The organism is Capnocytophaga sp. H4358 (genome assembly GCF_002302515.1).
In the GTDB taxonomy this organism is placed as follows: Bacteria; Bacteroidota; Bacteroidia; order Flavobacteriales; family Flavobacteriaceae; genus Capnocytophaga; species Capnocytophaga canis.
This window is the reverse complement of sequence record NZ_CP022380.1, coordinates 1,851,165-1,877,698: the sequence shown is the minus strand read 5'-3', so window position 1 is coordinate 1,877,698 and position 26,534 is coordinate 1,851,165. Positions and strand designations below refer to the sequence as shown.

Below are 26,534 nucleotides of genomic sequence, written 5' to 3'. Positions count from 1 at the left end.
TTTTCTACGAATAGATATCAAAACCTTAAATTTCGTTCCTGAAAATGGAGTGCTTCAATAAAAATTCTAATAGCAATAAAAAGACTCCAATTAGAGCTAAAATTCGAAACTTTTCTTCCACCTTTGTGTATTTGAATTCTTCAATTTCAGTAGTTTCCATTTTATTAATTTCTTCGTAAATCTCTTCCAATTTTTTGTTATTGGTAGCTCTAAAGTATTTTCCCTCAGTAGTTTGAGCTATTTTTTTCATCAGTGGTTCATCAATGTTTACTTGAGTCATTCGGTAAACGAAACTTCCGTCAGCATTTAAAGCATAAGGAGATAGAGCCATTCCATTAGTTCCGATACCAATTGTGTACACCTTTATGCCAAACTCAGCAGCCATTTCAGCAGCGGTTTGTGGGTCTATAAACCCTGTGTTATTCACTCCATCGGTAAGTAGAATGATGACACGGCTCTTTGCTTTGCTGTCTTTCAACCGGTTTACGGCAGTAGCGAGTCCCATGCCAATGGCGGTTCCATCTTCTATTTGTCCGTAAGTAAGAGCATTTATTGCGTTGATTATCACTGATTTATCACTTGTTACAGGTGTCTGAGTGTAACTTTCTCCTGCGTAAACAACCAAACCAATTCTGTCCGAAACTCTATCGCGTACGAACTGCGATGCTACTTTTTTCAATGCTTCAAACCGATTTGGCTTTAAATCTTGTGAAAGCATACTGGACGACACATCAATTGCCATCACGATGTCGATTCCTTCAGTAATCTTGGTTTTAGCAGATTCTGAGCGAGTTTGTGGACGAGCTAATGCTATTATAATCAACGTTATAGCTAATATTCGCAACGCAAATAATAAATGATACCCAAAGGTTGTCCATCCGCTTTTTTGCTTAAAAATGGCGGCTGATGAAAGGGTTAGCGTTGGTCTTGATTTTTTGTATGTATAAACATACCATAAGACTAACAAAGGAATGATTGCTAATAACCAAAAGAAGATTGGATTTGCAAAAGTTATATCTTTAAACATACGTTAATTCTTAAAATCATTTTTCTTACATATTTTTTTGATGATATAAATCAACATTCCATGAGGATTATACCATGTTCTTTTCGAATAAGAGCTATTCCCGTTTGAAATGAATTGAATTTACAATTTTTTCGGCGATTTTATAAGCATTAGGGTCGTCAATATGAGTGATTAATAGTTGCTGTAAAGCTCCATTTTCTGTGAAACTATATAGTTCATAATGAGCCTGAAAAGGCGATTTTGTTTTTTCATTTACTAAAACCATTTTTCCGTAAACTTTCATACCCTTCGCACCTGAGGTTGAAGTATATTCTTCGGTGAATGTCGTAATATTGGTTGCTTTAGCAGCTTCTATTTGCGATAGTATCAAATTGTTGACTAATTCGGGATTTAACTCAGCTTGTTGTCCGTTCGTTTGAGGGTGAAATGTAATAATACTAGTCATTACGTACAATTCTGAATGAATACTTCCAAATTCAAAAAAATGTTGTTTCTTCACAGGCATTCCAACCTCTTGTAAATTAACAATTTGTTTACGTTTTAGAATTTCAGGAGTTGATAGTTCTGTAATCGGCACACCATAGTCACTTGTTACCCATTTTTTTTCATATAATTCTTTGATGTATTGACTGTTATAAAAAAGTTGAGTAATGCTATCGGCATAGAAATAGACTAAACTCCCGATAAGCAATACCACCGTACAGGCAATCCCTGAAATGACAACAAGTTTCCGTTTTTTGTTTTTGTTCTGAATTTCCGCAACTTTTTCGGACAAGCCTTCTGTCGTTTCTATTACTTCGGGTATGGCTTGTTTAGTTTTAATGATGACCTCTTCAATCATTTTCCGATCGTATTCGGCGGTACTGTCAGCTGGTTTGCTTTTGGCAAATTTTACTAAATCAGCAGTTTGTAGTACTGATTTTAGGTTTTTTACTGTGTCTTCCGAAAGATTCAGACTGCCATTTTCTTGCATTAATTTTATTTTAGAAAGTAACTCATCCGTAGTACTTTCTTTAGCTAAAATATGTACATCGTCTTCCAAATATTCGCGGACAATATCTGTCAATTTTGAGTAATACGCTTTGTGATTCGATTCGATTAGATATTTGGAATTTTGCAATTTTTTCAGATCTTCAATTGCCCTTTCGAAAGGAGGTAACCTCCTTCGTAATTCCTCTTCGGACAATTTTTTCTTATGGAAAAAGAAGTAATATACTAAAAATCCGATTGTTATAATGATGATGATTCCAAGTAAAACCCACAGATAAACCCTTGATTTTGAAGTTGAATTCACACCTATGATTGGTTTCACATCAAAAAGAGGTTGTTTGAGCGTGTCTATTGGTATCGAACGTACCTCTACGAGTAAAGAATCAGTGTAAAAATCTTTGGAATTAATAATTATTTTTTGACGTGGAATGGTGTAACTTCCTGAGTCGAATTGCGTTAGAAAATATTCTTTTATCAAGCGATATTTTTCTTGCTTTCGCATTGTGTCAATGGCAGACGAACGCACCATCTCCAGAGGCATAAATGTCTGTCCTTCAGGGAATGAAATAGGTTCTTCAGTTGTAGTTTCTACCGAAATTTTATATCGTATCTGTTCACCTATTTTGATGTTTTTAGTGTCGGTTTCTACCTTAATTTCCTGTGAATTAGCTGAAAATATACTCCAAAACAATCCACAAAAAATGATAAATTTATCTTTCATTTTATCCTCTTCGTTTAAAATAACCTAATAACTTTTGAGTGTAACTCTCATCACATCGGCAACTTACAGTTCCAGCTCCTGACTTTTGTAACAAATTTTCGTAATAAGCAACATTTTCTCTGTAATACTTTTCATACTGCATCCGAGCCGATTTTGAAGCCGTGTTCACCAGTATCAGTTCGCCTGTTTCTGCATCTTTCACAGTGATGTATCCCAAGTTTGGTAAAGTAGTTTCCTTTTGGTCATAAATGCGGATGCCTGTTACATCGTGCTTTTTAGCCGCAATCTGAATAGGTTTTTCGTACCCTTTATCCATAAAGTCAGAAAGTATAAATACGATTGCTTTCTTTTTCAGTACCTGACTTAGAAATTCCAAGGCTTTGGAAATGTTTGTTTTCTTGCTTTTTGGCTGAAATTCAATCAGTTCGCGTATTATTCTCAGTACGTGTGATTTTCCTTTTTTCGGAGGAATGTAAAGTTCTACTGTGTCAGAAAAAAGAATTAATCCTGTTTTATCATTATTTTGCAAGGCCGAAAACGCTAAAGTTGCAGCTATTTCAGTGATGATTTCGCTTTTAAATTGGTTCATCGTCCCGAAGAGTTCACTACCACTAACATCAACCATTAGCATTAGCGTCAGTTCACGCTCCTCTTCAAAAACTTTTACGAAAGGTTCGTTATAACGAGCAGTTACGTTCCAGTCGATATTGCGGATATCATCACCATATTGGTATGGACGCACCTCCGAGAAAGTCATCCCACGTCCTTTAAACGTAGAATGATATTCTCCTCCGAAGATGTTATCACTCAATCGGCGGGTTTTAATTTCTACTTTTCGTACCTTTTTTAATATTTCTTTTGTGTCCATTTTTTCAGTTAAATACTTTCAAACCAGGCGTTAAACATAGGTTTTATCTGTAAAAATTGCCTAATCAAGTAACTTCCCTTTTAGTATCATTTATAAATCTGAATTTAGAAAATCAGTAAAAACAGTGTTAAAATCTTGTTTTTTAACCAGTTATTTCGTCTATCATTTTGCTACCCTTTGTGTATTTCTGAACTACATAATCCTCACGTAGATTCTTCTTACAAGATGTTGCAAAAACTAAAAAAGACATAAAATATCCTACAGCTACCATTTGCATCTGTTAAAACGTTGATATATTGCATTGATGCTAATCGGTTTTGAATTGATTTTATATCCTTGTATTTCTTTTTTTTCATTTCCCATCTAATAATAAATGAATTCAGGTTCACAAATACGGGTGTAAAATATCTCTCCATTGAAAATACCCCTCTGCCATTAAGTGCAAACCATCATTGGTGTATTTGGCTGCCAATTTATCGGTTCCTTTTTCCACAAAATATGGGTATAGGTCAATGTACATAGCTCCATATTCTTCAGCAATAAGTTTATACCTTTGGTTGATATGCTTTATTACTTCTGGTTTCATATGATTTTTGAATGTGCCGAAATCAGGATTTACAGGCAATAAACTCTGAATATGAATCTTTGTTGTGGGAGATTCTTGTTGTATTTTTTGTACAATTTTCTTCATATTATCGACGATGGTTTTTACCTCAAAACCTCGGGCGATGTCATTCACTCCTATCATCAAAAATATTTTAGCAGGTTTAGCCTTTACGATATAATCTAAACGCTCATAAACTCCTTCGGTCGTATCTGCACTGATACCTCTGTTTTTTACTTTTTTCTCAGGGAATAACTCGCTCCATTCACCTCCGTTAGTTATGCTATTTCCTATGAAAACAATATCTTCTGAGGTTACAGGTAGCTTTTCAAACAAATCTGACCGTTGCTCGTAAAAATGCGAGTGTTTTCGTTCTTGTGTATATCCATTGAGAATAAAAACAGCAAAAAAGGACAAGACGACAAATCGTTTCATAATCAAAAAAGTAATATTTTTAAATGTAAAAACAATAGCTCTAAGGAACTTCTACTGTGTTTACGATTTTGTTGATAATCTCAACGGAAGTAACATTTTCTGCTTCTGCTTCATATGTAATTCCAATACGATGACGCAACACGTCATAAATAACAGCACGTACGTCCTCAGGAATCACATAACCACGTCGTTTGATAAAAGCATGACACTTGGCAGCAGTTGCTAAATTGATACTTCCACGAGGCGAAGCTCCAAATTTTATAAGAGGTTTTAAATCAGCTAAATTATATTTTTCAGGATAGCGTGTGGCAAAAATAATATCCAAAATATATTTTTCAATTTTTTCATCCATATACACTTCACGAACCACTTGCTGAGCTCTGCGAATTTGATCTAAGCTAACTACTTGATTTACTACCTCTTGTTGGCCTGATAAGTTGTTACGCATAATGAATTGCTCTTCATCCAGTTTTGGGTAGTCAATCACAGCTTTGAGCATGAAACGATCCACTTGAGCCTCTGGTAAAGGATATGTACCTTCTTGTTCTACAGGGTTCTGTGTAGCCATTACCATGAAAGGTTTGTCGAGGACAAAAGTATTATCGCCGATAGTAACTTGTTTTTCCTGCATCGCTTCCAGTAGTGCAGATTGCACTTTGGCAGGAGCTCTGTTTATTTCATCCGCAAGAATAAAGTTAGCAAATATAGGCCCCTTTTTGATAGAAAATTCATTTTGCTTGATGTTGTAGGTCATCGTTCCTACCACGTCAGCAGGGAGTAAATCAGGGGTAAACTGAATGCGACTGAAGGATCCATGTACAGCCTTAGCTAAAGTGTTTATTGATAGTGTTTTCGCCAAGCCTGGAACTCCTTCCAAAAGGATATGTCCTTGTCCTAACAATCCGATGAGCAAAGCATCAACCATATGTCGTTGCCCAACGATTACTTTATTCATCTCTCGCGTGAGTGAATCTACAAAAAGGCTTTCATTTTCAATTCGCTCATTAATTTGTCGTATGTCGACAGTAGTATTATTTTCCATATGTTATACCTCGTATTTTGTGCCTCGCAAGGTAGTAAAAATATTTGTCTTAAGTGTTAAAAATCTTATAAAATAATTAGATTTGTAATGATTTAAGAAATTCGTTTCAGTTTTTCTAAGACAAAGAGGTTTTATTTAACATTTTTTATATCTTGTTATCTGCTATGACAGCACTAAATAACGTCTTCTGTATTAACAAGCAACTGTGTATCAAAACTCACAAAAGTTGATGAAAATCGATTCTCACTAATAGAATATGCGTTGATTTTTTCATTTTTCGTTTTATTTTTTTACATTTGTCGCTTTAAATATGTAAATTATATGATCAAAGTTACACTACCCGACGGTTCAGTTAAAGAGTTTAACAAGGGCATAACGCCTTATGAAGTGGCTCTCAGCATTAGTGAGGGCTTGGCAAGAAACGTGTTGTCAGCAAGTTACGACGGAAAAGTGGTTGAGACTACCACGCCTTTGACCACCGACGGAAGTCTAATTTTATATACCTGGAATGATACTGAAGGAAAGAAAACTTTCTGGCATTCCTCAGCACACATTTTAGCACAGGCTTTGGAAGAAACATACTCAGATATTAAACTAACGATAGGCCCTGCTATTGATAATGGATTCTATTATGATGTAGACTTCGGACAACACAGTTTTTCTGAAAAAGATATTCCAGAAATTGAGAAAAAAATGCTCGAAATCGCCAAAGGAAAGCATTTATTTTCAATGCGTTCCGTAAGTAAAAAGGAGGCATTGGATTTTTACAAAAACAATCCGTATAAAACAGAATTGATAGAAAATTTAGAGGATGGTTCAATCACTTTCTGTGATCACAGCACCTTTACCGATCTTTGTCGTGGAGGGCATTTGCCTAATACAGGTTTTGTGAAAGCGGTAAAAATATTGAGTATCGCAGGAGCGTATTGGCGTGGCGATGAAAAAAACAAACAGCTAACACGTGTTTACGGAATTTCATTTCCAAAACAGAAAGATTTAACTGAATATTTGACTCTTTTGGAAGAAGCTAAAAAGCGAGACCACAGAAAGTTAGGTAAAGAATTAGAACTGTTTACCTTTTCAAATAAGGTTGGGCAAGGGCTTCCGTTGTGGTTACCCAAAGGAGCAGCTCTTCGTGAGCGTTTAGAACAATTCTTGCGGAAAGCACAAAAACAAGCTGGATACGAGCAGGTTGTGTCTCCGCATATTGGGCATAAAGATTTGTATGTAACTTCTGGGCATTGGGAAAAATATGGTAAAGATAGTTTCCAACCCATTGCAACACCTAACGAAGGTGAAGAATATTTACTAAAACCGATGAATTGTCCGCATCACTGCGAAATTTACAATTCAAAACCTTGGAGTTATCGTGATTTGCCTAAGCGTTTTGCCGAATTTGGAACGGTGTATCGCTACGAGCAAAGTGGTGAACTTCACGGACTTACTCGTGTGCGTTGCTTCACTCAAGACGATGCTCACATATTCTGTACTCCTGAGCAGTTAGATCAAGAGTTTAAAAACGTGATTGATTTGGTGTTGTATGTATTTGGTTCGCTTGGTTTTGAGAATTTTACAGCGCAAGTTTCGTTGCGTGACCCTGAAAATCCGACTAAATATATAGGTTCCGATGAAAATTGGCAAAAAGCAGAACAGGCAATTATCAACGCTGCCAAAGAAAAAGGATTGAATTATGTGATTGAAACGGGCGAAGCAGCTTTCTACGGCCCTAAGTTGGACTTTATGGTGAAAGATGCTTTGGGAAGAAGTTGGCAGCTCGGGACAATCCAAGTGGATTACAATCTGCCAGAGCGTTTCGATTTGTGGTATAAAGGTTCTGACAATGAATTGCATAGACCTGTTATGATACACCGAGCTCCTTTCGGAAGTATGGAGCGTTTTGTGGCGATTTTGTTGGAGCATACGGCAGGTAACTTCCCACTTTGGTTAATGCCGAATCAAGCTATTATACTTTCCCTTAGCGAGAAATATGAAAATTATGCTCAAAAAGTTTTGAAATTATTAGAAAATTTCGATATTCGCACTTTGGTAGACAATCGTAATGAAACGATTGGTAAAAAAATCCGCGAAGCAGAGACGCAAAAGATACCTTATATGTTAATTGTAGGGGAAAATGAGGAAAAAGAAGCCACAGTTTCTGTAAGAAAACATGGAGGCGAAAGTTTAGGAACACTTTCTGTAGATGCTTTCGTTAAGATTGTTGAAACTGAAATTGGAAAAAGTATAAAGTCGTTTAAATAAGAGAATAGCTTATAGCGAAATAGAAGTAAAACTATTGATATACAGTTGATTATCTGATTTATTTTGGAAACTACACTATCAATACTAGTACATAATCACTTCTGTAGGTGCTAATTTATTATTCTTTGAGTTAAAAATAGTATTAATTAAAAATCAGGAAGATTATTAACAAGAAGGTAAACACTCCAGGTAGAGATGACAAACAACCACACCGAATTAATAACGAGATTCGTGTGCCTGAGGTTCGTTTGGTCGGGGAAAATGTCGAAGTAGGCATATATCCCACTCGCAAAGCATTAGAAATTGCAGATGAATTAGAGTTGGATTTGGTAGAAATCTCGCCAAATGCAACACCTCCTGTTTGTAAAGTAATCGATTACAAAAAATTCCTTTACGAACAGAAAAAACGTGAAAAAGAAATTAAGGCAAAGGCTACAAAAGTAGTTATCAAGGAAATTCGTTTTGGACCTCAAACGGATGAGCACGATTATGAGTTTAAGAAAAAACACGGCGAAAAATTCTTGAAAGAAGGTGCTAAAGTGAAAGCGTATGTTTTCTTCAAAGGACGTTCAATAATTTACAAAGACCAAGGTGAAATTTTGCTATTGCGTCTTGCAACCGACTTGGAAGAGTTCGGAAAAGTGGAACAAATGCCAAAGTTGGAAGGAAAACGCATGACAATGTTCCTTGCACCCTTGCCTAAGAAAAAATAATGTTGTAGTTTTGCACCCGTTTTGCAGAAAACATCAAACAATAAAAACGAAATAATATCGCAAAAATCAAAAGCAAGATGCCAAAAATTAAAACTAAATCAGGGGCTAAAAAACGCTTTCAAGTAACAGGCTCTGGTAAAATTAAAAGAAAGCACGCTTACAAAAGTCACATTTTGACTAAAAAATCGACTAAACGTAAGTTGAAATTAACACACACAACATTGGTTCATCCAAATGATGAAGCAAGTGTGAAAAGACAATTAGGTTTGAAATAATTGTTCTTTTAACATCTGAGTAATTCAAAGTGAAAGACTTTTAGCTCAAAAAGGGAATTAATAACCATGGAGTTAGGTAAAACGAAGTGTCTGAAAATGACCACCTACTACAAAAAATAATTAACATTTATGCCAAGATCAGTAAACGCAGTAGCTCGTAGAGCTCGCAGAAAAAAAATAATGAAGCAAGCCAAAGGTTTCTTTGGTCGTAGAAAAAACGTTTGGACGGTAGCTAAGAATGCTGTTGAGAAAGCAATGCAGTACGCTTACAGAGACCGCCGTAATAAAAAGAGAACATTCCGTGCTTTGTGGATTGTACGTATCAACGCAGGAGCAAGACTTCACGGATTGTCGTACTCTCAATTTATGGGGAAATTGAAAGCAAACAGCATTGAGTTGAATCGTAAAGTTCTTGCCGATTTGGCAATGAACCATCCAGAGGCTTTCAAAGCTATTGTTGAAAAAGTAAAATAAAAAACGTTTAACAAAAGATATTATTTCGTTTTAAAAAGCTGTCCTTAAAGGATGGCTTTTTATTTTGTACTAACTTTTGAGCATTCAAATGTGAAAATGCTGTTTATGGTCATTTAATCCAAATTCCTATCGCGTAATTTGGGCTAAAAATAGTCAAAAAGTTATTCTGATTTTTTAAAGTGCTTATAAAAGCTCCAAAAAAAATCAGAATAACTTTTTCTTACACAGATTATAGGATATTCCCTTTTTCAAGTTTCTTTGAAAAACAGAAGCAAAAGCTCCTAATTATCGGTGCAGATTTACCCAAAACTAACAACATTTTTTTCAATAATAACTTATTATATTTCAGCAATATACCGTATATACAATCCTCTTTCAAAAAGAATCAAAATCTTTTGAATTATGTCTTAAATGTTGATATAAATTACCTCCTTTTTCTTTACCTAATAAATTCGCTCTACACTTACCACAGAGATGTTCTAAGAGTCACAATATCTTACAATCTGTTGTAGAAACCATTGATCTTATCGATACAAGGTAAAGTGTCCCATAAATCGACGGTTATCATCTTGGCGATTTATTTCGATGATGTACCAGTAGTCCCCCGAAGGCACTGGTTTATGGTTATAGTTTCCGTCCCATTCATCAAGAACTCCATTTACAAATTGTAACGTTTTGATTCTTCGTCCGTATCGGTCGTATATATGTACATTTGAATTTGCAAAATTTTCCATATTTCGAGGTTTCCAAGAATCGTTTATTCCATCTCCATCGGGGGTGAAATAGTTCGGAATGGTGATGTCGAAATATTCTTGCTCTATGGTCATCGTTCTAGTACATCCAGCGGAATCTTGAACCATTACTTCAATAATTTTGATTATCTTACCATCTTCAATGCGTTGAGGGTCGTTTATATTCATCACATACACAGAATTTTCCCCTTGTTCTTTTCCATTGAAATAGAAAGTGTACTGAGGAGTTCCTTGTTCTGCAATAACCTCAATGGTATTCAGCCTCATGTCCGTTACTCTTTCCAATGTTAAAGGCAGCACGTTGTAAACCGTAAAAGGATCAGCTGTAATGCTACAACTTTCAGTGAGTCCTAAAACAGTATCTTCATAGTACACTGTAATCTGTTGCTTTTTAATGGTTCTGTCAAAGTCATAGATGCGTCCAGCAAAACGTGTGGTGTTTGAGAACGTATTTTTTGTAGAAGAACCATTCAGAGTGTAGTACAACTTAGAGAAATCCAGCTCAATAGCAAATCCTACTTCGATATAATCGGAATATTGATTGTCAACACACGTACCCTGTTGTTCAATGTGTCGTATGGTCAAATCGGGAAACTCCACCACAGTGAAAGATACTGTATTTTGCATCAAACATTCGTTGGCATCGGTCATTCGAATTTCGTAGTTTCCTGGTCCTATGTTGTTATTCTTGAATTCTAACTCTGTTCCAGGATTTACGTTGGAGTAGCTTCCTACCTCAACAAAACTGTCTTTATGAACTACAGAAACTCGGTATGGAGCTGTTCCTCCTCCGATAATGTTCACTCTTACGTATGCATTTTCTTCTCCGTAGCATACCGAGAATCGAGAACTTCCACGCACAATTTCCACGTTCATTGGAGCTGGCTCATGGATATTTATAGCAGACGTTCTCATGCCACAATTCCACGCATCGATGATTTCAACGAAGTAAGTAGCTTCACCTAAATCTGTGAAAACATTCGAAGTCTGAGGTTCTCGATAAAGTGTATTATCCTTGTAAAGAGCATAATAGTATGTTCCTACTCCAGAACCGCCACTTGCATCAACCGTAATGGTTCCATCATTGCTTCCGATACACGTGATTTGCGTTGCGGACACCGTAGCTGTAACACTACTTGGTAGTAATAACGTCAGGGAAGTTGTTCCAGTAAATACGTTACATCCAACAGCATCTGTCACAGATATAACATAATTATCGGCACTCAATCCTGTGAATAGGGCATACTGAACCACACCCGTTTTAGTGATTGGAGCTCCACCACCAGTTAATGTTACCTCAAACGGAGCTTCTCCTCCTTTGATAGTTACCAACACTTCACCTTTGTTATTGTCGCAGGTAACTCCATAGGTTTCATTGGCTTGAACTTCTATTTTTGGAGGGCTTTGTGGAATTACGATACGAATTGGCAACGTCTCACAATCATTTAGTAATGATTTGGCAGTCACTTCGTACATGCCAGCTTTTAGGTTGATAGCTCCTGTCACGTCTGTGGTTGTTGTGCCTGTGTATACTTCAGTTGAATTTATAACCGAAGTGATGGTATATGTAAATCCATGAACAGCTTGATTACCATTTCCTAAGGCAACATCCACGAAACGTAGAGAGGCACTACCCCAATCGCCGTAACATGTTGGACGTACGATGTTTTCGGCTACTACCTCAAAGGTGTTAGGGTCGTCCACTCGGTGGGTAGATACCAATTCACAACCCGTGGTTAGGTTGATGACCTGAATTTCATAGTTACCTACACCCAAACCTACGAACGTATGCAAGGTTGCAGTAATGGTAGTTTCTGTAACCACCGCCCCTGTGTCTATATTTCGCAAGATATACTTTAAGTCAGTTCCTAAATAGGTTGGTAATACCGTCACTGCCACAGCGATATGCTCATCACGGCTGCAAGTGATGCTTTGCGTGGTAACTACGTTGATGGTTTCTAAGCTAAACGTAGGAGTTACGGTTACCCCCGTTGTGCTTGACACCGTACATCCGTTTTGGTCGGTTATCATCATATAGAATGTCCCTCCGTTCAAATCAGGTAGAGTGTAAGAGTTTCCGTTACCTAAGGCAGCGTTAGTTGTAACGTCGTAGAAAGTTGCCTGATATGGAGATGTTCCTCCTTTCACTTTTGTCATATCAAAAGTGAGCGTTGCAGGATTCATTCGGCCATTACCTGCACAGGCGTATGCACTTGCTGTTAAAGCCTCGTTTTGTAATGATAATGGTTCAGGAGCAGTCAGCGTAATGTATCTTTCTGCATAACAATCGTTGTCATTTGACACTACTCGGATAGTGTAGCGCACCCCTGCTACCGTACCTCTCAAATCTTTGAAATTAGCGGTGTAGTTATCTGCTGTGGTTGGAGCAGTGACCGTAGTAGTTACCATTCCACCTGAGGTCAAATCCTCCATACGGACAATGGCAAAAGTAAACCCTGCGGGATCCGAGTTTGGCATACTCACGATAATTTCGCCTACGTTTGGATCGCAAGTGAGCGGAGTGGCTACCAGAGTTGCATCAGCAATATTTGGTTTTACAGGTTCTTGAATTTGTAAATCCTTGTAAATAGGACATGCAGCAGTATTGTTGTCATATACCGCTATGCGATAGTTTCCATATGCAGGATTCAATATGGTGATTGTAGGTGTGTAAGCTCCTGTTAATACTACGGTGGCTGTTTCACTGGCAGTTCCTTTTTCTTCGATTCTTTCCAAGATGTAGAAATAGTTACCAGTACCACCTGTTGGGGTACTCACACCAATTTCTACCGATGGAACGGTTGTTCTACAAGTGGCTACACTGCTTATATTGGCTGTATACTGAATCAATTCATTTACCACAAAAGTAGTGGTAGAGGTACAGTTATTGCCATCGCGTATAGTGATGGTGTAAGAACCTGCCTCTAAGTTTAATGAGAAAGCGTTGCCTGAAGCATCCCAAGTAATAGGCTCTTGTGGTTTCACGCCAGAACCTGTTTCAAGTGTATAGAAATGATTTCCAATCCCTAATTGGTTCATGGTGATGCGTACAGGAGTTTCCAACGTATTCGGGTCTGTACTACAGAACATTACGTTGGTAGTTCCAATCTGAGGTTCTTCATCTTTCGGTACGAATACGGTGGTGCTTTTCGTACAGCCGTAATCGTCACGCACATAGACCGTCCATATGGCAGTTCCCTGAGGAATAACTACCGTAGTTGCGTGAGTGTTCAACGGATATGTCGGTACAGCACTTCCTGTCACAAAATCATAGTGGTATGGTGATTTTCCTCCGTTGAAGTTCAAACGAACTAAACCATTGCTGCTACAAGTAGCATTTACCATTGGAGTGGCGGATACTGATAGTTCTATTGTGGCTTTCTCTATAATAAAATCTTTAGAAGCATTTACGCAAGTATCATTTCCTGAATTATCTTGTTCTGTAAACACAATATAATATCTTCCTGCAGGTAAATTAAATATTGTAGCAGTACTTCCTGGTACAAATGTCTGTGTAGCTCCAGTAACTTCCGTATTGCCGATGTAATTATATACTTGAGCGTTAATGAAAGTCGTTGAAGTTTGCGTTCCTGATGCAGTGAACGTTACACTTCCATCATTGGCACTACTACACGTTGTAGGCTTAGTTGCCGTAATGGTAGAAGTCAATGTTGAGAAAGTCGGTACAGGGATGGTTGCCCGCTGTGTATAATAACATCTCGTGCCACTGTTGTACATCGTAAAGGTGTACTCAACCCCTGGCACCAATCCTGTGAAAGTTATTCCTGCAGATGTAGTCACTGACCCACTAACTGTTTGGGCTGTATGTTTGTGCCATACTGTCTGTCGTGTTCCGTGAGTTACGGTTTGAATACTTCCTGTAAACGTTGTAGGTAACATGTTTTCAATACCTGGTTGGTAAATAGCAAACCAATAACCCTGTGTAGCATTTTCCAAACCTCCTGTAATAGTAGTGAATGCGGTAACACTCACCGTTCCCGTAGTTGCACACGCGGTAGGTGTTGCAACTTGAGTGGTAAGGATAAAATTCGCATTTGCCAATACATCAAAAGGTATGGTAACTTCACAGCCATTAAGGTCAGTAACAATAGCGTTGTATTGTCCGAAATCCAATCCATTGAACGTACTTGTTGAATGAGAGGTCAAAATTCTTGTTTGTGAGTAACCATTTGAGGTACTTTCAACTTTCACAGTAAACGGAGGCGTTCCTCCTCTGTTGACAGAAACTTGCCATTCCGCTAATTTCAATCCTCCTGTTTCTCTACAACTGATTGGGGTAATTTGAGTCGCTGTTGCTGTCATGGCTTCCACTCCTGGGACGGTTACTGTGGTGGTTACCACACAGCCTCTATCATCAGTAATTTCTACTAGATAACTTCCAATGGCCAAAGCTGTTGGGGTTACCGCTGGTAATATCCGATTTCCTGTGGCATCCAATTTAAACACATTTACAGTGTTGGAAGCTGTAGACGAGTAAAAATCACTTGGTTTAACGATGATTGCTCCATTGTTTTGTCCACAGAACGCCTCTTGGGTTGTAACGCTTGGATTTAAGAATCGCGGAGGGTCGTAAATAACCTTTCTCTCTACGATAGCTTCGCAGGCTTCACCATTCGGGAAATAAATTACCATAAAGCGATAGTCTCCTGGTGTAGAAGTGCTGTATGTAGCATTAGAGGTTGCAGAGGCAAAATTTGTATATGTAGCTCCCCCATCATTGCTAACTCTAAATTCTTTCGTAGCTAAAGGATCACCTCCCATAGCCGTCAGTGTAAAGGTTACGGTAGCTCCTGTAGTACAACCTATATATTGATTGTTTTCAGTCACTTGCAAACGCATAGGTGGATAAACGGTAGCTATCACAGTAGCTGAACATCCCGCATTGTCTGTGACGGTAAAGGTATGGTTTCCAACACTTAGTCCTGTAAATAGATACGAATCATCAACAGATGTGTACATATTAGCATCTCCCACACGCTGGAAGCGATAACCTTCATTTCCTTCGGTTACGGAGATACGTACACTTCCGTTTCCGATTCCATCATAACAATAGATGGTTTCAGCAGTAATGGTCAAAGTTTTTTTGTCTTCGATTATCAAAGAAATAGACTCCTCACAGCCATTACCATCACGAACTGTTACAGTGTAAGTTCCTGCTGATATGTTCACAAATTGATTATTAGAAGTGAAAGCCGTTGGGCCTAATTGATAGTTATACGATGAAGGATTTCCTCCCGTTGCTGTAACAAGGACGGTAGCCCCTGAAACAGCCCCACAAGTGACTTTTTTAACGACTTCAGCCTTTACTACAATAGGAATTGCATCGCCAATAGTGTATGGAGTGAAATCTACCATACACGAAGGCTGATTGGCGTCTCTAACGAAAATCACACCGTTGGTTGTCACAGGTAAACCTGTAGCTACGAAAGTGTTGTTAGTTGTCGTTAAAGTTACCGTTGTCCAAGAGGCTTGACTGCCAATAGCATATTCAATCACGCGTGATGCAGGAGGATTATTGACCTTAATGGTTAAAGTTCCGTCCGAACTTCCTTTACATCTTACGTTAGTTTCAGCTATTTTTTCAATATATAACTGTTTATTCTTTTCGATAGTTATCGGCTTAGAAACCATAGCTTCACAGTGTTGAGTATCTTGCCACACCTCAATATTGTCAATAGCAACATCATTCCCCAAGTTTCCTACCGAGCTATTTGCTTTATTGATGATTACCACTTCTAAGGTATTTTCTTTAATTGTGTTTTTTGGAAAAGTTACCTTATGTGTTTCCCAATTGCCTCCGTGAGGAATGTTTCCATTTCCAACATGCTGACTGCTGAGAACGACCCCTGTGGTGGTTCGTAATTCTACATATAAATTGGCATTTGTTCCCGTATTTAGAAGTAAGCTACGCACATCAAATTGTAGGTGAGCATCGGATGTGTTAGTTACGAATCCGGATATTCGTTTTTTATAAATTATCTCATTATTTCCGTTACCCATCACTGCCAAATATCTACCACCTGTTGGATCAGTAGGTGTTGGATTCACCCAATTGGCATTGGTAGCTACTTGTTGAGTGATAGCATATTCTCCATCGAATAACGTTTGATTTTCACGACAAGTCAAGTTGTTGATATTTGGCATACAAATATCAGCACCCGAACCAAAATCCTCTTGGAACAACAGATTTTTAGAAGCTATATTCGATTGAGTAACATAACGAACCTGAACCAAATGTGTGTTTGGTTCTAATGTTAGCATAAACGAAGTACCACTCACTGTTTGATAGTTTTCTGTTGATCCTACGCGATACTCATAGGAGTTGGAAGAGGTAGCACTCATGGTCACTGTAACCACTCCGTAACCATTGTCACAGCGGTACGATATTGGACTAAATTCAATAGTAGGAATCTCTGCAGGAGCAACTACAATATCAAATCCTTGTTTGCAACCCTTGTTATCTTTCACATAGATTCGCATCGAATTACTGATGTAACCAATGTTGTCAATAGAGTAATTAGCCTCTCCATCGAAGCTATATCTGTAAGGAGCTTCTCCACCACTTACGTTGTTTACCGCGATTTTGTATTGCTTACTTGAAATACCTATCCTAGTATCACAATCTTTATCGGCAACCACACCAATGAAAGCCTTAATAGTAGTTTCAGAAGGTTTGATTTCGATAGGTTTTTTAACATATGTACAGGTAGTCCCTGAAATAGTTGCGATAACCTCTGTTTCGTATAAGCCCACTGGCAAATTCAAGAAAGTTCCAGTGCTGTTTTGTTGAATTGGCACACCGTTGCGAGTGTAGTCAGGGTTCAAACGATACAATCGGACACTTCTATTTTGTTGCGAAGCGAAGTTTAATAAAATAGACCCTTCATTTGGTGCTGATGCACATTGAATGTGGTTTACATTTAGCTTAAAATTATGTGGAACAGGAGGTTCTATAAGTAAAGGAGGTGTTGAAAGAGCAAAAGCTCCATTACGCTGGTCACCTGCGATAAAAACATACTCTCCTACATGCGTAATATTTGGAATTTCCGCTTCAATAAAAGTTTGATTTTCAGGTAAGGTAGCGATTACCGCATTTTGGAGGGCTAATTCCTCCGAGGCATGTTGCTCAATTCCGTTAATACTCCAAATAGCGAAACGATATGGAGGTTTCCCTCCTTCGGCAGAAAATCGCACACGAGCAGTATTACACTGTGTCCACCCCAAAAAGGATGCTGTCATGGTCATCTCTGTACGCTTATCAATTTTGATGATATCTTCATATTTACATCCCTGAATTTGAGGAGAGGTTACCACTATGCGGTAATTCCCTGCTGTTAAATTCGTGAATTGATAGCTATTTGAGCCTGTGGTTATGTCTCTTTCTAAAGCGTTATCTTTGTAGAGTTTCATATTGTAATTAACACCCGTTGCACTCATTACAACAGAAAAATAACCTTGTGAATAATCCGATTGATGTCCTACTAAATTCGAAGGAATATCTCCTGATAATCCATTGGTTATCACATCAAAATAGTAACTCGTGTTACAGTTAGCATCTTTGATTTTCAATCGATATTTTCCTGCGGAACTGATTGTGAATGAATTATTGCTACTCACATCCTCCCAGCACGATTCATCGGAGTACGGACATCCTTGGAATGGAGCTGGGCAGGAGCCATTGGCTCGTTGCCATATAAAGTTAGTGTTTTGGAAACTCACCGTCAATAGTCGTGAATTCGATTCACACAAGAAAAATAAACTCGTCCAAAGTCCGTTGTTCGAACACACCATACCGATATTGTTTGCCAATGCTCTTATTGGGTCAATGGCTACAGCAGGAGCTACTAAATTGACAGTTTCTGAGTTAGTTACCGTTATTCCGCTGCAAGTGTTGGTTTTGATAACTTTGTAGATTCCCGCTCCGCTACTTGTTAAAGAGGCGGTGTTAGCTCCAGGAATTGCAACACCATTTTTGTACCACTGATAACTGTCAAAGCCTTCCGTTGAAGTAAGAACAACCTCTTCACCACAGAATAATTCCTGACGCTGACAACTGTCGGTGTTAATTTTGATAGTAGTTGTGTGTGTGCGCATTTGCGGAGCCAAACTACAACCCGCAGGGCCACCTCCAAAAACTACAGAAGTATTTGCTAACAGATGATCCAAGCATGGTTTAATAGCTTGTTCACAACCTCCAGTGATTCTTAATGGAATACGGATTATTCGTTCAGCAGATGCTTGTCGTAAGGTTTCGCCAGGAATGACAAATTGGTAGGTACGACTCGCCGTGTCATAGGTGTATGTAGGCACAAAACTTCCCATTGAGGCTGCTGTTAGCATCGGGCTTCCGTCTAAAGTAACATTGCTGTTTGATGGTAACACTACAGTCATCGTAGCAGTAGTGATGTGCTCACCACCACTGTTTCTGTAGCGGATCTCATATAAGAACGCATCAGAAGTCGGAGATAATTCGGATAAAGGCGTATTACTACCATTCACATAACGAGATGTCAAACTAAGATCCAAAGCGTTCGAAAGAACTGTTACCAAGAAAGTACGGGTGGTTGTGTTTCCTGACAAATCTGTAAAAGTATAGGTAACGGTAGTTACACCCAAAGGAAACTCATCTCCTGGAGTATGCGTACTACTTACTGTTACAGGCGGACAGTTATCCGTGGCCGATACCGTCCATGAAACAGGAGCTAAACATCGTCCCAAAGGTAGCCTTTGTGTGATGTCAGGCATTGGTGCCACAACAGGAGCCTCATCATCATGTGGAATGGTGATTGTACGTCTCAAGGATTTGATTTCTCCTTGATTACAAATTATGGATTGTTTTAAGTTATATTCCACTTCAAAGGTGGTCGTTTTAGTTACAGTAGTTAGGAACACACGTCCGGTATGTAATACTCCACCCACTCGATTGTCTTGTTCATCTAGCTTGAACCAACGAATGTCGTACAGAGATTCAATTCCCGTGAAGTTCAAAATAACATTTGCAGGGGAACAAACATCGGGGCGGTTTACCAGTGGAATCATCCGAGGAGGATAGAAGTTATTTGCTAACACTTCTACATCTTTCGGCACTGAACCACAACGATGTGCCGTAATCACTTTGTATTTCCCTGTTGGAATGTTAGAGAACACATGGGATGTTCCTCCTGACGAATATGTTTGTGACGCTACTACAGCATTCGTTATAGGGTTTATCAACGAATAGGTCAATGGATAGGAAATAACATGAGGATTATTGATGTTTACAGCCACGTATGCTGGTGTGGAAGCATCGCAAGATGAGCTAATAATGTCTGGATCAATAATTTCTTGTTCTTTAATTTCAAAATATGCGTAATCCTTAAAGTTTGGTGCATATGAGCTATGGTGGAAATACGGATTTCCATTCAACGCCTCTTCTAAGAAAGAATAACCAGATATATTAGTTTTTGAACCATTAGAATATATATAAGTATAATGATAATTATAAAACTCCACTCGGTATTCCCCTGTAGGTATGTTTACAAAAGTATTTACACGACCTGCAAGATTTGGGTGAGTAGCCACCATTGATTCCCATGTTACCTCCCCTGTAACACTGGTTACTTTTCGTTGTAATCTGGCTACAGGATTCACTAACAAGGGTTGATAATCTTTAAATTCATATTTATATGTTCCTAATTGGCAATCTTTAGTTATGGTAGCTTGATAATTGACTGGAGGTCGCCCTTCTGCAATGGTAATGGTTTTGGTTGCGACACTTCCACAGGCATCCGTTACTGAAACAATATACTCACCCGTAGGAATATCTCCAATATGATAATATCCTCCACCACTTTTGGAAAATTGTATAGGAAATTTAACCGTACGAGTATAGGTGCTTGTTTCCAACGGTAATTTTGTTTGGAATGCCATAGTCGTTTGCCCATCAACACGTTCCACTCGAATACTCATGTTATTCTCGTGAAAGTAGTTACCAATAGCTCCCATTCCTTCGTATACTCCATACCCTGGTCTTAAGTAATCCATTGTTCGTTGCAGTGGGGTGGCGGGAATAGGAGGAAGAGGAACCTGAACCTCTTTTTCTACGTCAGGATAACAACCTTCATGGGCATTTAATTTATAAACGATCTTATATTTCCCTGCCCCATGAGCTGTTACATCGATGTGATTATTAGATTTTATGATGCCTGTAATCAAAGGGCCTGTCCAAGTGTTAGTGCCTTCGTCGAATTTATAGATATCGACATGGTTCATCAAATTAGTGTTATTTTTTACTGCCCATCTTATGTGGAAAGACATTCGTTTATTATTGTCTGTTGGGAACATTAGGTGGTTGTATATTCTGTATCCATTGTATTTTAGGAGCTCAATCAACAATCGTGGGGTAGGTGTACAACCTCCTATTATATTAGCATGTACACGAAATTGCGGAACCGCTTGTTGGGTCACTTCTCCAAACTTGAAATGGTCGTCTCGTTCAAAAATAGGCGGTACGGTGGGTATGTTAACTCGTACTCTCACTTTAATTTCATCATTTTCTTCAAAGGTATAATCTGTGTAGTACCACCCCCCTGAAAAGCTGGATGAAAAATCCTTGATAGTTCCTTTGGTCACGTTCTCCACCACAAAAGTACCCGACTGTTTCATCAGGTTGTCAAGTACAGTTCTTTCCGCACCGCTTAAGTTCGAGTAGATGTATCCACCTCCCGTAAGCAAATGAGAACTGTACGTCATTCTGTACTTACAGACTCCAGAAGGGTCTCTTTCAAAACTCTGAGGTTTTACTCCTACCCCTAAGCATTCATAGTTTTGTACTATTGTCCCCGTCATAACCATCGGAATTCGGCGTGTTTCCCCACATTGTACAACATCTCCTGCCAAATCCTCTATTACCAATACTACATTTCCTAACGGGATGGAATTAGAGCCTGACCCTTCGATGCTTATTACATTGCTTCCCGTAGGTCGTGTAAAATCTTCGGGAGCATATAAAACATTTCCGTTAGGATCTTCAACACTCACTCTAAAAGGACCAGTCCCTCCTGTAGGTATTCTAAATGTGATTTTACCGTTTCTCTGAGTTAAACATGTAGGAGGGGATTGTTTAATCTCCTGAATGTTCATTATCACGTAGGAGCTGGTTACGTTAACTATCTTAGGAGCAGTTTGTGTACCAGAATCCTGATCCATAACTGTTACGGTGTACGTTCCAGCGCGTAAAGCATTAAAGGTGTAGGAAGCAGGAGTTCCCGTCAATTGTTGATATTCAACGTTTCCCGTTCCTTCTGGTGGTGTCAGAACCGCCAAATAGCTTCCTGTACAACCAGCAGGTAATTCTACCTTTAAAGTTGCATCAGAAAAACACGATCCGGGAGTAGGTGTTGCCGTGAAACTATCAATACATGGGGTCTGAGCCTGTGTTACCCAAACAGTGCATAAAAAGACAAATGTTAGCAAAAGATTTTTCATATAGGTTGAATCTTATTAGTTCATGTTTCTATCATCGCTATGCGTAATACAAAAAAATCGAAACATAGCTATGTAGAAAATATTCGATATGCAAATATATATTTTTTAATGGATTTTCTCATAAAAAAACTTCTTTTTAGCGAAAATTTAATGCGTTTATAAATAATCAGTTAAATTTTTCATCTTAATTTTTCAATACTTTTGTTTGTTTTCTTTTTTTTTGTAATTTTATGGCTTCAATTTTAATATGTATTTATTATGATAATAGGAATTCCAAAAGAGATTAAAAACAATGAAAATCGTGTTGGAGCCACTCCAAGTGGCGTGAATGAACTTGTAAAATTCGGACATACGGTTTATGTCCAGAAAACGGCGGGTGAAGGCAGTGGATTTTCTGATGAGGAATATGTGGAAGCTGGAGCTAAGTTGTTGCCAACTATAGAGGAGATTTATGCTCAATCGGAAATGATTTACAAAGTGAAAGAACCTATTGCGGTTGAATATGATTTAATACGTGAAAACCAATTGATTTTCACCTATTTCCATTTTGCAGCAGAAGAAGCTCTCACCCATGCTATGATAAAACAAAAAGCTGTATGTTTGGCATACGAAACGGTCACTGAAAACAATTCGTTGCCACTACTAACTCCCATGTCGGAAGTGGCAGGACGTATGGCAGCTCAGCAAGGAGCTCGTTTTTTAGAAAAACCTCAAGGAGGACGAGGGGTGCTTATGGGCGGAGTGCCAGGAGTTCATCCAGCTCGTGTACTGGTATTAGGCGGTGGAGTGGTAGGTTATAATGCCGCTATCATAGCCGCAGGATTAGGTGCTAATGTGCTGATAGCGGATATTTCGCTTCCAAGGCTACGTTTGTTGGATTCAATTTTACCTAAAAATATAAAAACTTTGTTTGCATCCCAGTACAATATCAAGCAAGAACTGGCTCATTGCGATTTAGTTATTGGAGCAGTGTTGGTTCCTGGAGCAAAAGCACCTTATTTAATCACTCGCGATATGCTCAAATTGATGAAAAAAGGTTCTGTATTGGTGGATGTTGCTATTGACCAAGGTGGATGTTTTGAAACTTCACGAGTAACAACCCACAGCAACCCTGTATATGAAGTTGATGGTATCGTTCACTATTGTGTAGCCAACATACCTGGAGCTGTTCCTTACACTTCTACGTTGGCTCTAACAAACGCTACACTTCCGTATGCTATTGATTTGGCAAACAAAGGATGGAAACGAGCTTGTCAAGACAACCGAGGTTTAGCTGAAGGATTGAATATTATCCAAGGAAAAGTGGTCTATCAAGCAGTAGCAAATACCTTTGGATTAGAGTATACACCAGTAAGTGAATTTCTAAAATAATGCGAGGAGTATAGTGATTACGTAGCAAGAAACTATCCTCTTGTAAAAATATAGAAGAAAATAGGCTTAAAAAAATAGATCTTTGCAACTTTTAAAAAGTTAATTTATTTTAATTCAGGTTGTTACAGATTAAATTTAACTCAAACGATTTTTTTGGATAGCCTTAAATAAAAAAAGTGAAAAATGAGTTTGAAATTCATTTTTCACTTTTACATATTCACTAATTCGATTAGCGAACTTCTTTAATACGAGCTTTTTTACCTGTAAGTCCTCTGAAGTAGTAGATTCTTGCGCGTCTAACTTTACCTCTTTTGTTCACTTCGATTTTTTGAAGAGCAGGCAAATTGAAAGGGAAAATACGCTCTACACCTACTGTTCCAGACATTTTTCTGATAGTAAATGTTTCAGTAGCTCCGCTTCCTTTACGTTGAATCACTACGCCTTTGAAAAACTGTGTACGTTTTTTATCTCCCTCTTTAATTTCATAGTACACTGTTATAGTGTCACCTGATGAAAATTCAGGAAAATCCTTTCTTTCTACAAAATTGTCTTGTACGTACTTTAATAAAGGTTCCATAAAAATTTAAAATATAATTTAGTTATCATTGGGCAACATTCACGTCTTTCGCCAGAGGTTGACCAAATCGAGTGCAAATTTAGATATTATTTTTGAAAATACAAGTTTATTTTACTTCTTTTACTTCCATATTTTCGTATTTAACGATGAAAACACCTTGGTTTTCGTAACCTCCACCTTTGTAAGGGTTGCGTTGATAGGCAAATTTATTTTCTAAGTAGGAAGTTTCGCCCACATGTGATGTTGATTGTTCAAAGTTTCCAGTAACTCCTAATCGCAGTACGGCATCCATTGTAATGTCAAATCCTCTAATAGCATATCGGTTAGGCAAAACACCATATGTTTTCACATAGCGTTGCGAAAAACTGTCATCTCCGTTGGAGTATTTATTGAAAGTAGGATAGGTGAACTGCAAATCCGATAACTGATTGTTAGAAATGTTATTAGAGTCAAAAACACTTCCTCTATCAATAGTAGCCAAGATAATTTTTGGAGAAATATCGTTCTTTTTAAGAGATAAAGCTCCGTGTAGCACACGCACCGCGTTGGACACATAGCCAATATCATTGGATTGAATCAAAACAAAATTCAGACGGTTGTAATCAATGGCATTAGGAATTGATTTTGCAGTAACTTCAGTAACGATTTTTGCGTTCGGAAAACTACTTGCTAATCGTTCACGAACCGCAGTGTTCTTAGAGTCTGCCAAAATTAAAATGTTTGCATCTGAGTGATTTTCAGAAATGTAAGTAATCATTTTGTTTTGTTGTACCTCATCAGTTGGAAGTGTTTGAAATACGTTTGGATTTAAATCAATATTTCGGTTTGATAGAGGAGCCAATACCGCAACATTGGTAACATGTTTTGTCAGGTCATTAAACGATTTCGCTGAAAAAGGGCCAATAATTAGCTGTGAGTTTAGCAAATTCTCATCGGCGATTATATTTTTCATGTTGTTATTTTCACTGTCAAACACATTGACTTTAAACGAATACCCCATTTTTTGTAATGAATCTAAGGCAATCATAGCTCCCGAATAGAAATCCGTTGCCATAGGCGTGGCACGATTGTCTCCTAAGCGTGTACGAAGTGCGGCAGATTTGTTTTCTTCCGAAATATCTGATATTCTGAAAGGAAGCACAAAAGATAACTGACGTACATTTTCTGTCGATGATAGCGATTGCACATTTTGATTCGAATCTGGAAAACTTTTTTCCTCAAAAGAGGTCATTGAATAGCGATATCGATTGTAATTTTCCTTCGGAATCCAAATTTGAGTATCGGCCTTTACACCATCTTTTAATTCAGGATTCAATTTGATAAGTTCTGCCTCTGACAAGCCAAATTTACGTTGCAAACTATAAAAACCCTCAGCTTTTTCTACAGCGTAAGGCACTAAATCCGTTCTATGATTTGGTTTTGAGGCAACACTTTCAACGGCAGGTACCCAAATTTCTTGGCCATCTTTGAGGTTACTTGCCGTAACTCCACGGTTCATTTTTTCTAATTCTGCTTGACTGATGTTATGTTCACGAGCGATACGCCACAGGGTTTCTTGAGGTTTTACTACGTATTTTTTTTGTCCTTGCACACCTTTTTCAACTGTCCCAGTAGCTCTACTGAAAATTGGAATTGAGATTAATTCTCCTTCTTGTAATCCACGTGTATATAAATCAAAATTATACCGTTTGATATCATCGATGGTGATGTTGTACTTTTGAGAAAGCCCGAAGAATGTTTCTTTAGCTTCCACTGTATGCGGTATAAATCCCATTGGGCGTTGTGTACTGTAATATTTCACCTTTCCACTTGGAATAACAATCACCATACCCTTTTTCATACTATCTTTAAGTCCTGGATTCTGCTTAAAAATATCGGATGGTGACACACGATAAGTCTTAGCAATGTGGTCAATACTCTCATTTGCTTTAATTGTATGGGTCTGCTGTTGGGCGAAGATCACTCCAAACAAGAGGAAAAAAACGATAGAGGTAATTTTTTTCATATTTGTATTACACTTTTTTTTAGTAATTGAATGCACAAAGATATTGCATTCATTGAGAACAAACGCAATAAACTCAAAAAATTAATATTTTTTTAACCTCAGCATCAACAGTCTTTACTTTCAATAGAGGAAAGCGATGCGGAGAATCAGTATGAGGTTAGATTCTGACTATTCGTATGGGTGCTCAACATCCAGTTTTTCCAACTGAATGAACACATTAGCAATTTTTTCAGTGATGAACTTAAAATATCGCTCTCCTTTTTCAGCGGTAGCTAATTTAGGGTTACCGACACCTGTGTCGGCAGTGATTTTTGACCATTTGCGTTCTGACCACATCCAACCTTCTGTAAATTCTTTTATTTTATGTTTCTTCTCTTTACCTTCGCCTGCCTCAGACAAAGGAAGTACTAATTCAGGACGCAGGTACATTAGCAAACTGGTTTCCATCTCATCGGCATGGTCGCCAATTTGGTCAAAATAGTTTTTTTTCTCTCCATTTTGAAACCAATTGCACACAGAAATATGCATTTTAGGAAATTTTAGCCCTAATTCTCGTAGAATAGGCTTGAAATCATTACCGCCGTGGCTGTTGAGTACCACTAATTTATGAATGTTCTGGCGGTTGAGGGTTTCGACAATGTCCGAAAGTAAAATCAATTGAGTGCTTGGATTGATATTGATATCTAAGGTAATGTCAGCTTGTCCCGTATTTACTCCGAAAGGTATGGCAGGAAGTACGATGATTCTACAACCTTGTTCCCATGCAATTCGTGCCGATTCAGAAGCAATACATTCCGATTCAATTACATCGGTGGCATAAGGCAGATGATAATTGTGTGCTTCCGTAGCTCCCCAAGGTAAAACGGCTATGCTAAAATTAGTTTTTTGGATAGTCTTCCAATTTGTTTCTGCTAAGATATATGGTCTCATTTTG

At 38.1% G+C, this 26,534-nt stretch carries 14 protein-coding genes; 5 read left to right on the top strand and 9 right to left on the bottom strand.

The window, feature by feature from the left end; translation table 11 throughout:
* Positions 1-25: 25 nt before the first annotated feature.
* The 5 genes from CGC49_RS08000 to CGC49_RS07980 all read right to left on the bottom strand — a co-directional run bounded on the left by CGC49_RS08000 (position 26) and on the right by CGC49_RS07980 (position 5,687).
* Entirely contained in the window at positions 26-1,027 is a 1,002-nt protein-coding gene (locus tag CGC49_RS08000; protein WP_042008633.1) for a VWA domain-containing protein, read from the bottom strand.
* A gap of 94 nt (positions 1,028-1,121) precedes the next feature.
* Positions 1,122-2,738, bottom strand: a complete 1,617-nt coding sequence (locus CGC49_RS07995) for a hypothetical protein (protein ID WP_095912330.1) — start codon at positions 2,736-2,738, stop codon at positions 1,122-1,124.
* Position 2,739: 1 nt separating this feature from the next.
* A complete protein-coding gene (locus CGC49_RS07990; RefSeq protein WP_042008638.1) occupies positions 2,740-3,606 on the bottom strand; it encodes a DUF58 domain-containing protein in 867 nt (288 codons plus the stop codon).
* Between the two features lie 385 nt (positions 3,607-3,991).
* Positions 3,992-4,645: an SGNH/GDSL hydrolase family protein gene (locus CGC49_RS07985; protein ID WP_042008640.1), complete on the bottom strand. Its 654-nt coding sequence runs from the start codon at positions 4,643-4,645 to the stop codon at positions 3,992-3,994.
* Between the two features lie 40 nt (positions 4,646-4,685).
* Positions 4,686-5,687 carry a MoxR family ATPase gene (locus CGC49_RS07980; protein WP_042008642.1) on the bottom strand — a complete coding sequence of 334 codons (1,002 nt, stop codon included), beginning with the start codon at positions 5,685-5,687 and terminating at the stop codon, positions 4,686-4,688.
* A gap of 321 nt (positions 5,688-6,008) precedes the next feature.
* Between CGC49_RS07980 and thrS the strand changes: the two genes are divergently transcribed.
* The 4 genes from thrS to rplT all read left to right on the top strand — a co-directional run bounded on the left by thrS (position 6,009) and on the right by rplT (position 9,408).
* Positions 6,009-7,946 carry a threonine--tRNA ligase gene (gene thrS / locus CGC49_RS07975; protein ID WP_042345001.1) on the top strand — a complete coding sequence of 646 codons (1,938 nt, stop codon included), beginning with the start codon at positions 6,009-6,011 and terminating at the stop codon, positions 7,944-7,946.
* Between the two features lie 215 nt (positions 7,947-8,161).
* Positions 8,162-8,659 (top strand): translation initiation factor IF-3, encoded by a 498-nt coding sequence (gene infC, locus CGC49_RS07970; RefSeq protein ID WP_212895895.1) that lies wholly within the window; start codon positions 8,162-8,164, stop codon positions 8,657-8,659.
* Between the two features lie 77 nt (positions 8,660-8,736).
* Entirely contained in the window at positions 8,737-8,934 is a 198-nt protein-coding gene (gene rpmI, locus CGC49_RS07965) for a 50S ribosomal protein L35 (protein WP_042008648.1), read from the top strand.
* 129 nt (positions 8,935-9,063) lie between these two features.
* Positions 9,064-9,408 carry a 50S ribosomal protein L20 gene (gene rplT, locus CGC49_RS07960; protein ID WP_042008651.1) on the top strand — a complete coding sequence of 115 codons (345 nt, stop codon included), beginning with the start codon at positions 9,064-9,066 and terminating at the stop codon, positions 9,406-9,408.
* 524 nt (positions 9,409-9,932) lie between these two features.
* Here the strand turns inward: rplT and CGC49_RS07955 are convergent.
* Entirely contained in the window at positions 9,933-21,647 is an 11,715-nt protein-coding gene (locus CGC49_RS07955; RefSeq protein ID WP_095912329.1) for a T9SS type B sorting domain-containing protein, read from the bottom strand.
* Positions 21,648-21,905: 258 nt separating this feature from the next.
* Between CGC49_RS07955 and ald the strand changes: the two genes are divergently transcribed.
* Positions 21,906-23,018 (top strand): alanine dehydrogenase, encoded by a 1,113-nt coding sequence (gene ald, locus CGC49_RS07950; RefSeq protein ID WP_095912328.1) that lies wholly within the window; start codon positions 21,906-21,908, stop codon positions 23,016-23,018.
* 229 nt (positions 23,019-23,247) lie between these two features.
* On the opposite strand, the gene rplS is transcribed toward ald, so the two are convergent.
* The 3 genes from rplS to CGC49_RS07935 form a co-directional block, all read right to left on the bottom strand.
* A complete protein-coding gene (gene rplS / locus CGC49_RS07945) occupies positions 23,248-23,595 on the bottom strand; it encodes a 50S ribosomal protein L19 (RefSeq protein ID WP_042006040.1) in 348 nt (115 codons plus the stop codon).
* Between the two features lie 106 nt (positions 23,596-23,701).
* The gene (locus CGC49_RS07940) at positions 23,702-25,600 is read right to left on the bottom strand and encodes a LysM peptidoglycan-binding domain-containing protein (RefSeq protein ID WP_095912327.1); all 1,899 of its coding nucleotides are present in this window, start codon (positions 25,598-25,600) and stop codon (positions 23,702-23,704) included.
* A 168-nt stretch (positions 25,601-25,768) separates the two neighbouring features.
* Positions 25,769-26,530 (bottom strand): creatininase family protein, encoded by a 762-nt coding sequence (locus tag CGC49_RS07935; protein WP_042006038.1) that lies wholly within the window; start codon positions 26,528-26,530, stop codon positions 25,769-25,771.
* Between the last annotated feature and the right edge of the window lie 4 nt (positions 26,531-26,534).

Excerpts from the sequence above, each read along its gene's own strand:
- CGC49_RS08000 (WP_042008633.1), bottom strand. The coding sequence starts at position 1,027 with ATGTTTAAAGATATAACTTTTGCAAATCCAATCTTCTTTTGGTTATTA.
- CGC49_RS07995 (WP_095912330.1), bottom strand. The coding sequence starts at position 2,738 with ATGAAAGATAAATTTATCATTTTTTGTGGATTGTTTTGGAGTATATTT.
- CGC49_RS07990 (WP_042008638.1), bottom strand. The coding sequence starts at position 3,606 with ATGGACACAAAAGAAATATTAAAAAAGGTACGAAAAGTAGAAATTAAA.
- CGC49_RS07985 (WP_042008640.1), bottom strand. The coding sequence starts at position 4,645 with ATGAAACGATTTGTCGTCTTGTCCTTTTTTGCTGTTTTTATTCTCAAT.
- CGC49_RS07980 (WP_042008642.1), bottom strand. The coding sequence starts at position 5,687 with ATGGAAAATAATACTACTGTCGACATACGACAAATTAATGAGCGAATT.
- thrS (WP_042345001.1), top strand. The coding sequence starts at position 6,009 with ATGATCAAAGTTACACTACCCGACGGTTCAGTTAAAGAGTTTAACAAG.
- rpmI (WP_042008648.1), top strand. The coding sequence starts at position 8,737 with ATGCCAAAAATTAAAACTAAATCAGGGGCTAAAAAACGCTTTCAAGTA.
- rplT (WP_042008651.1), top strand. The coding sequence starts at position 9,064 with ATGCCAAGATCAGTAAACGCAGTAGCTCGTAGAGCTCGCAGAAAAAAA.
- CGC49_RS07955 (WP_095912329.1), bottom strand. The coding sequence starts at position 21,647 with ATGAAAAATCTTTTGCTAACATTTGTCTTTTTATGCACTGTTTGGGTA.
- ald (WP_095912328.1), top strand. The coding sequence starts at position 21,906 with ATGATAATAGGAATTCCAAAAGAGATTAAAAACAATGAAAATCGTGTT.
- rplS (WP_042006040.1), bottom strand. The coding sequence starts at position 23,595 with ATGGAACCTTTATTAAAGTACGTACAAGACAATTTTGTAGAAAGAAAG.
- CGC49_RS07940 (WP_095912327.1), bottom strand. The coding sequence starts at position 25,600 with ATGAAAAAAATTACCTCTATCGTTTTTTTCCTCTTGTTTGGAGTGATC.
- CGC49_RS07935 (WP_042006038.1), bottom strand. The coding sequence starts at position 26,530 with ATGAGACCATATATCTTAGCAGAAACAAATTGGAAGACTATCCAAAAA.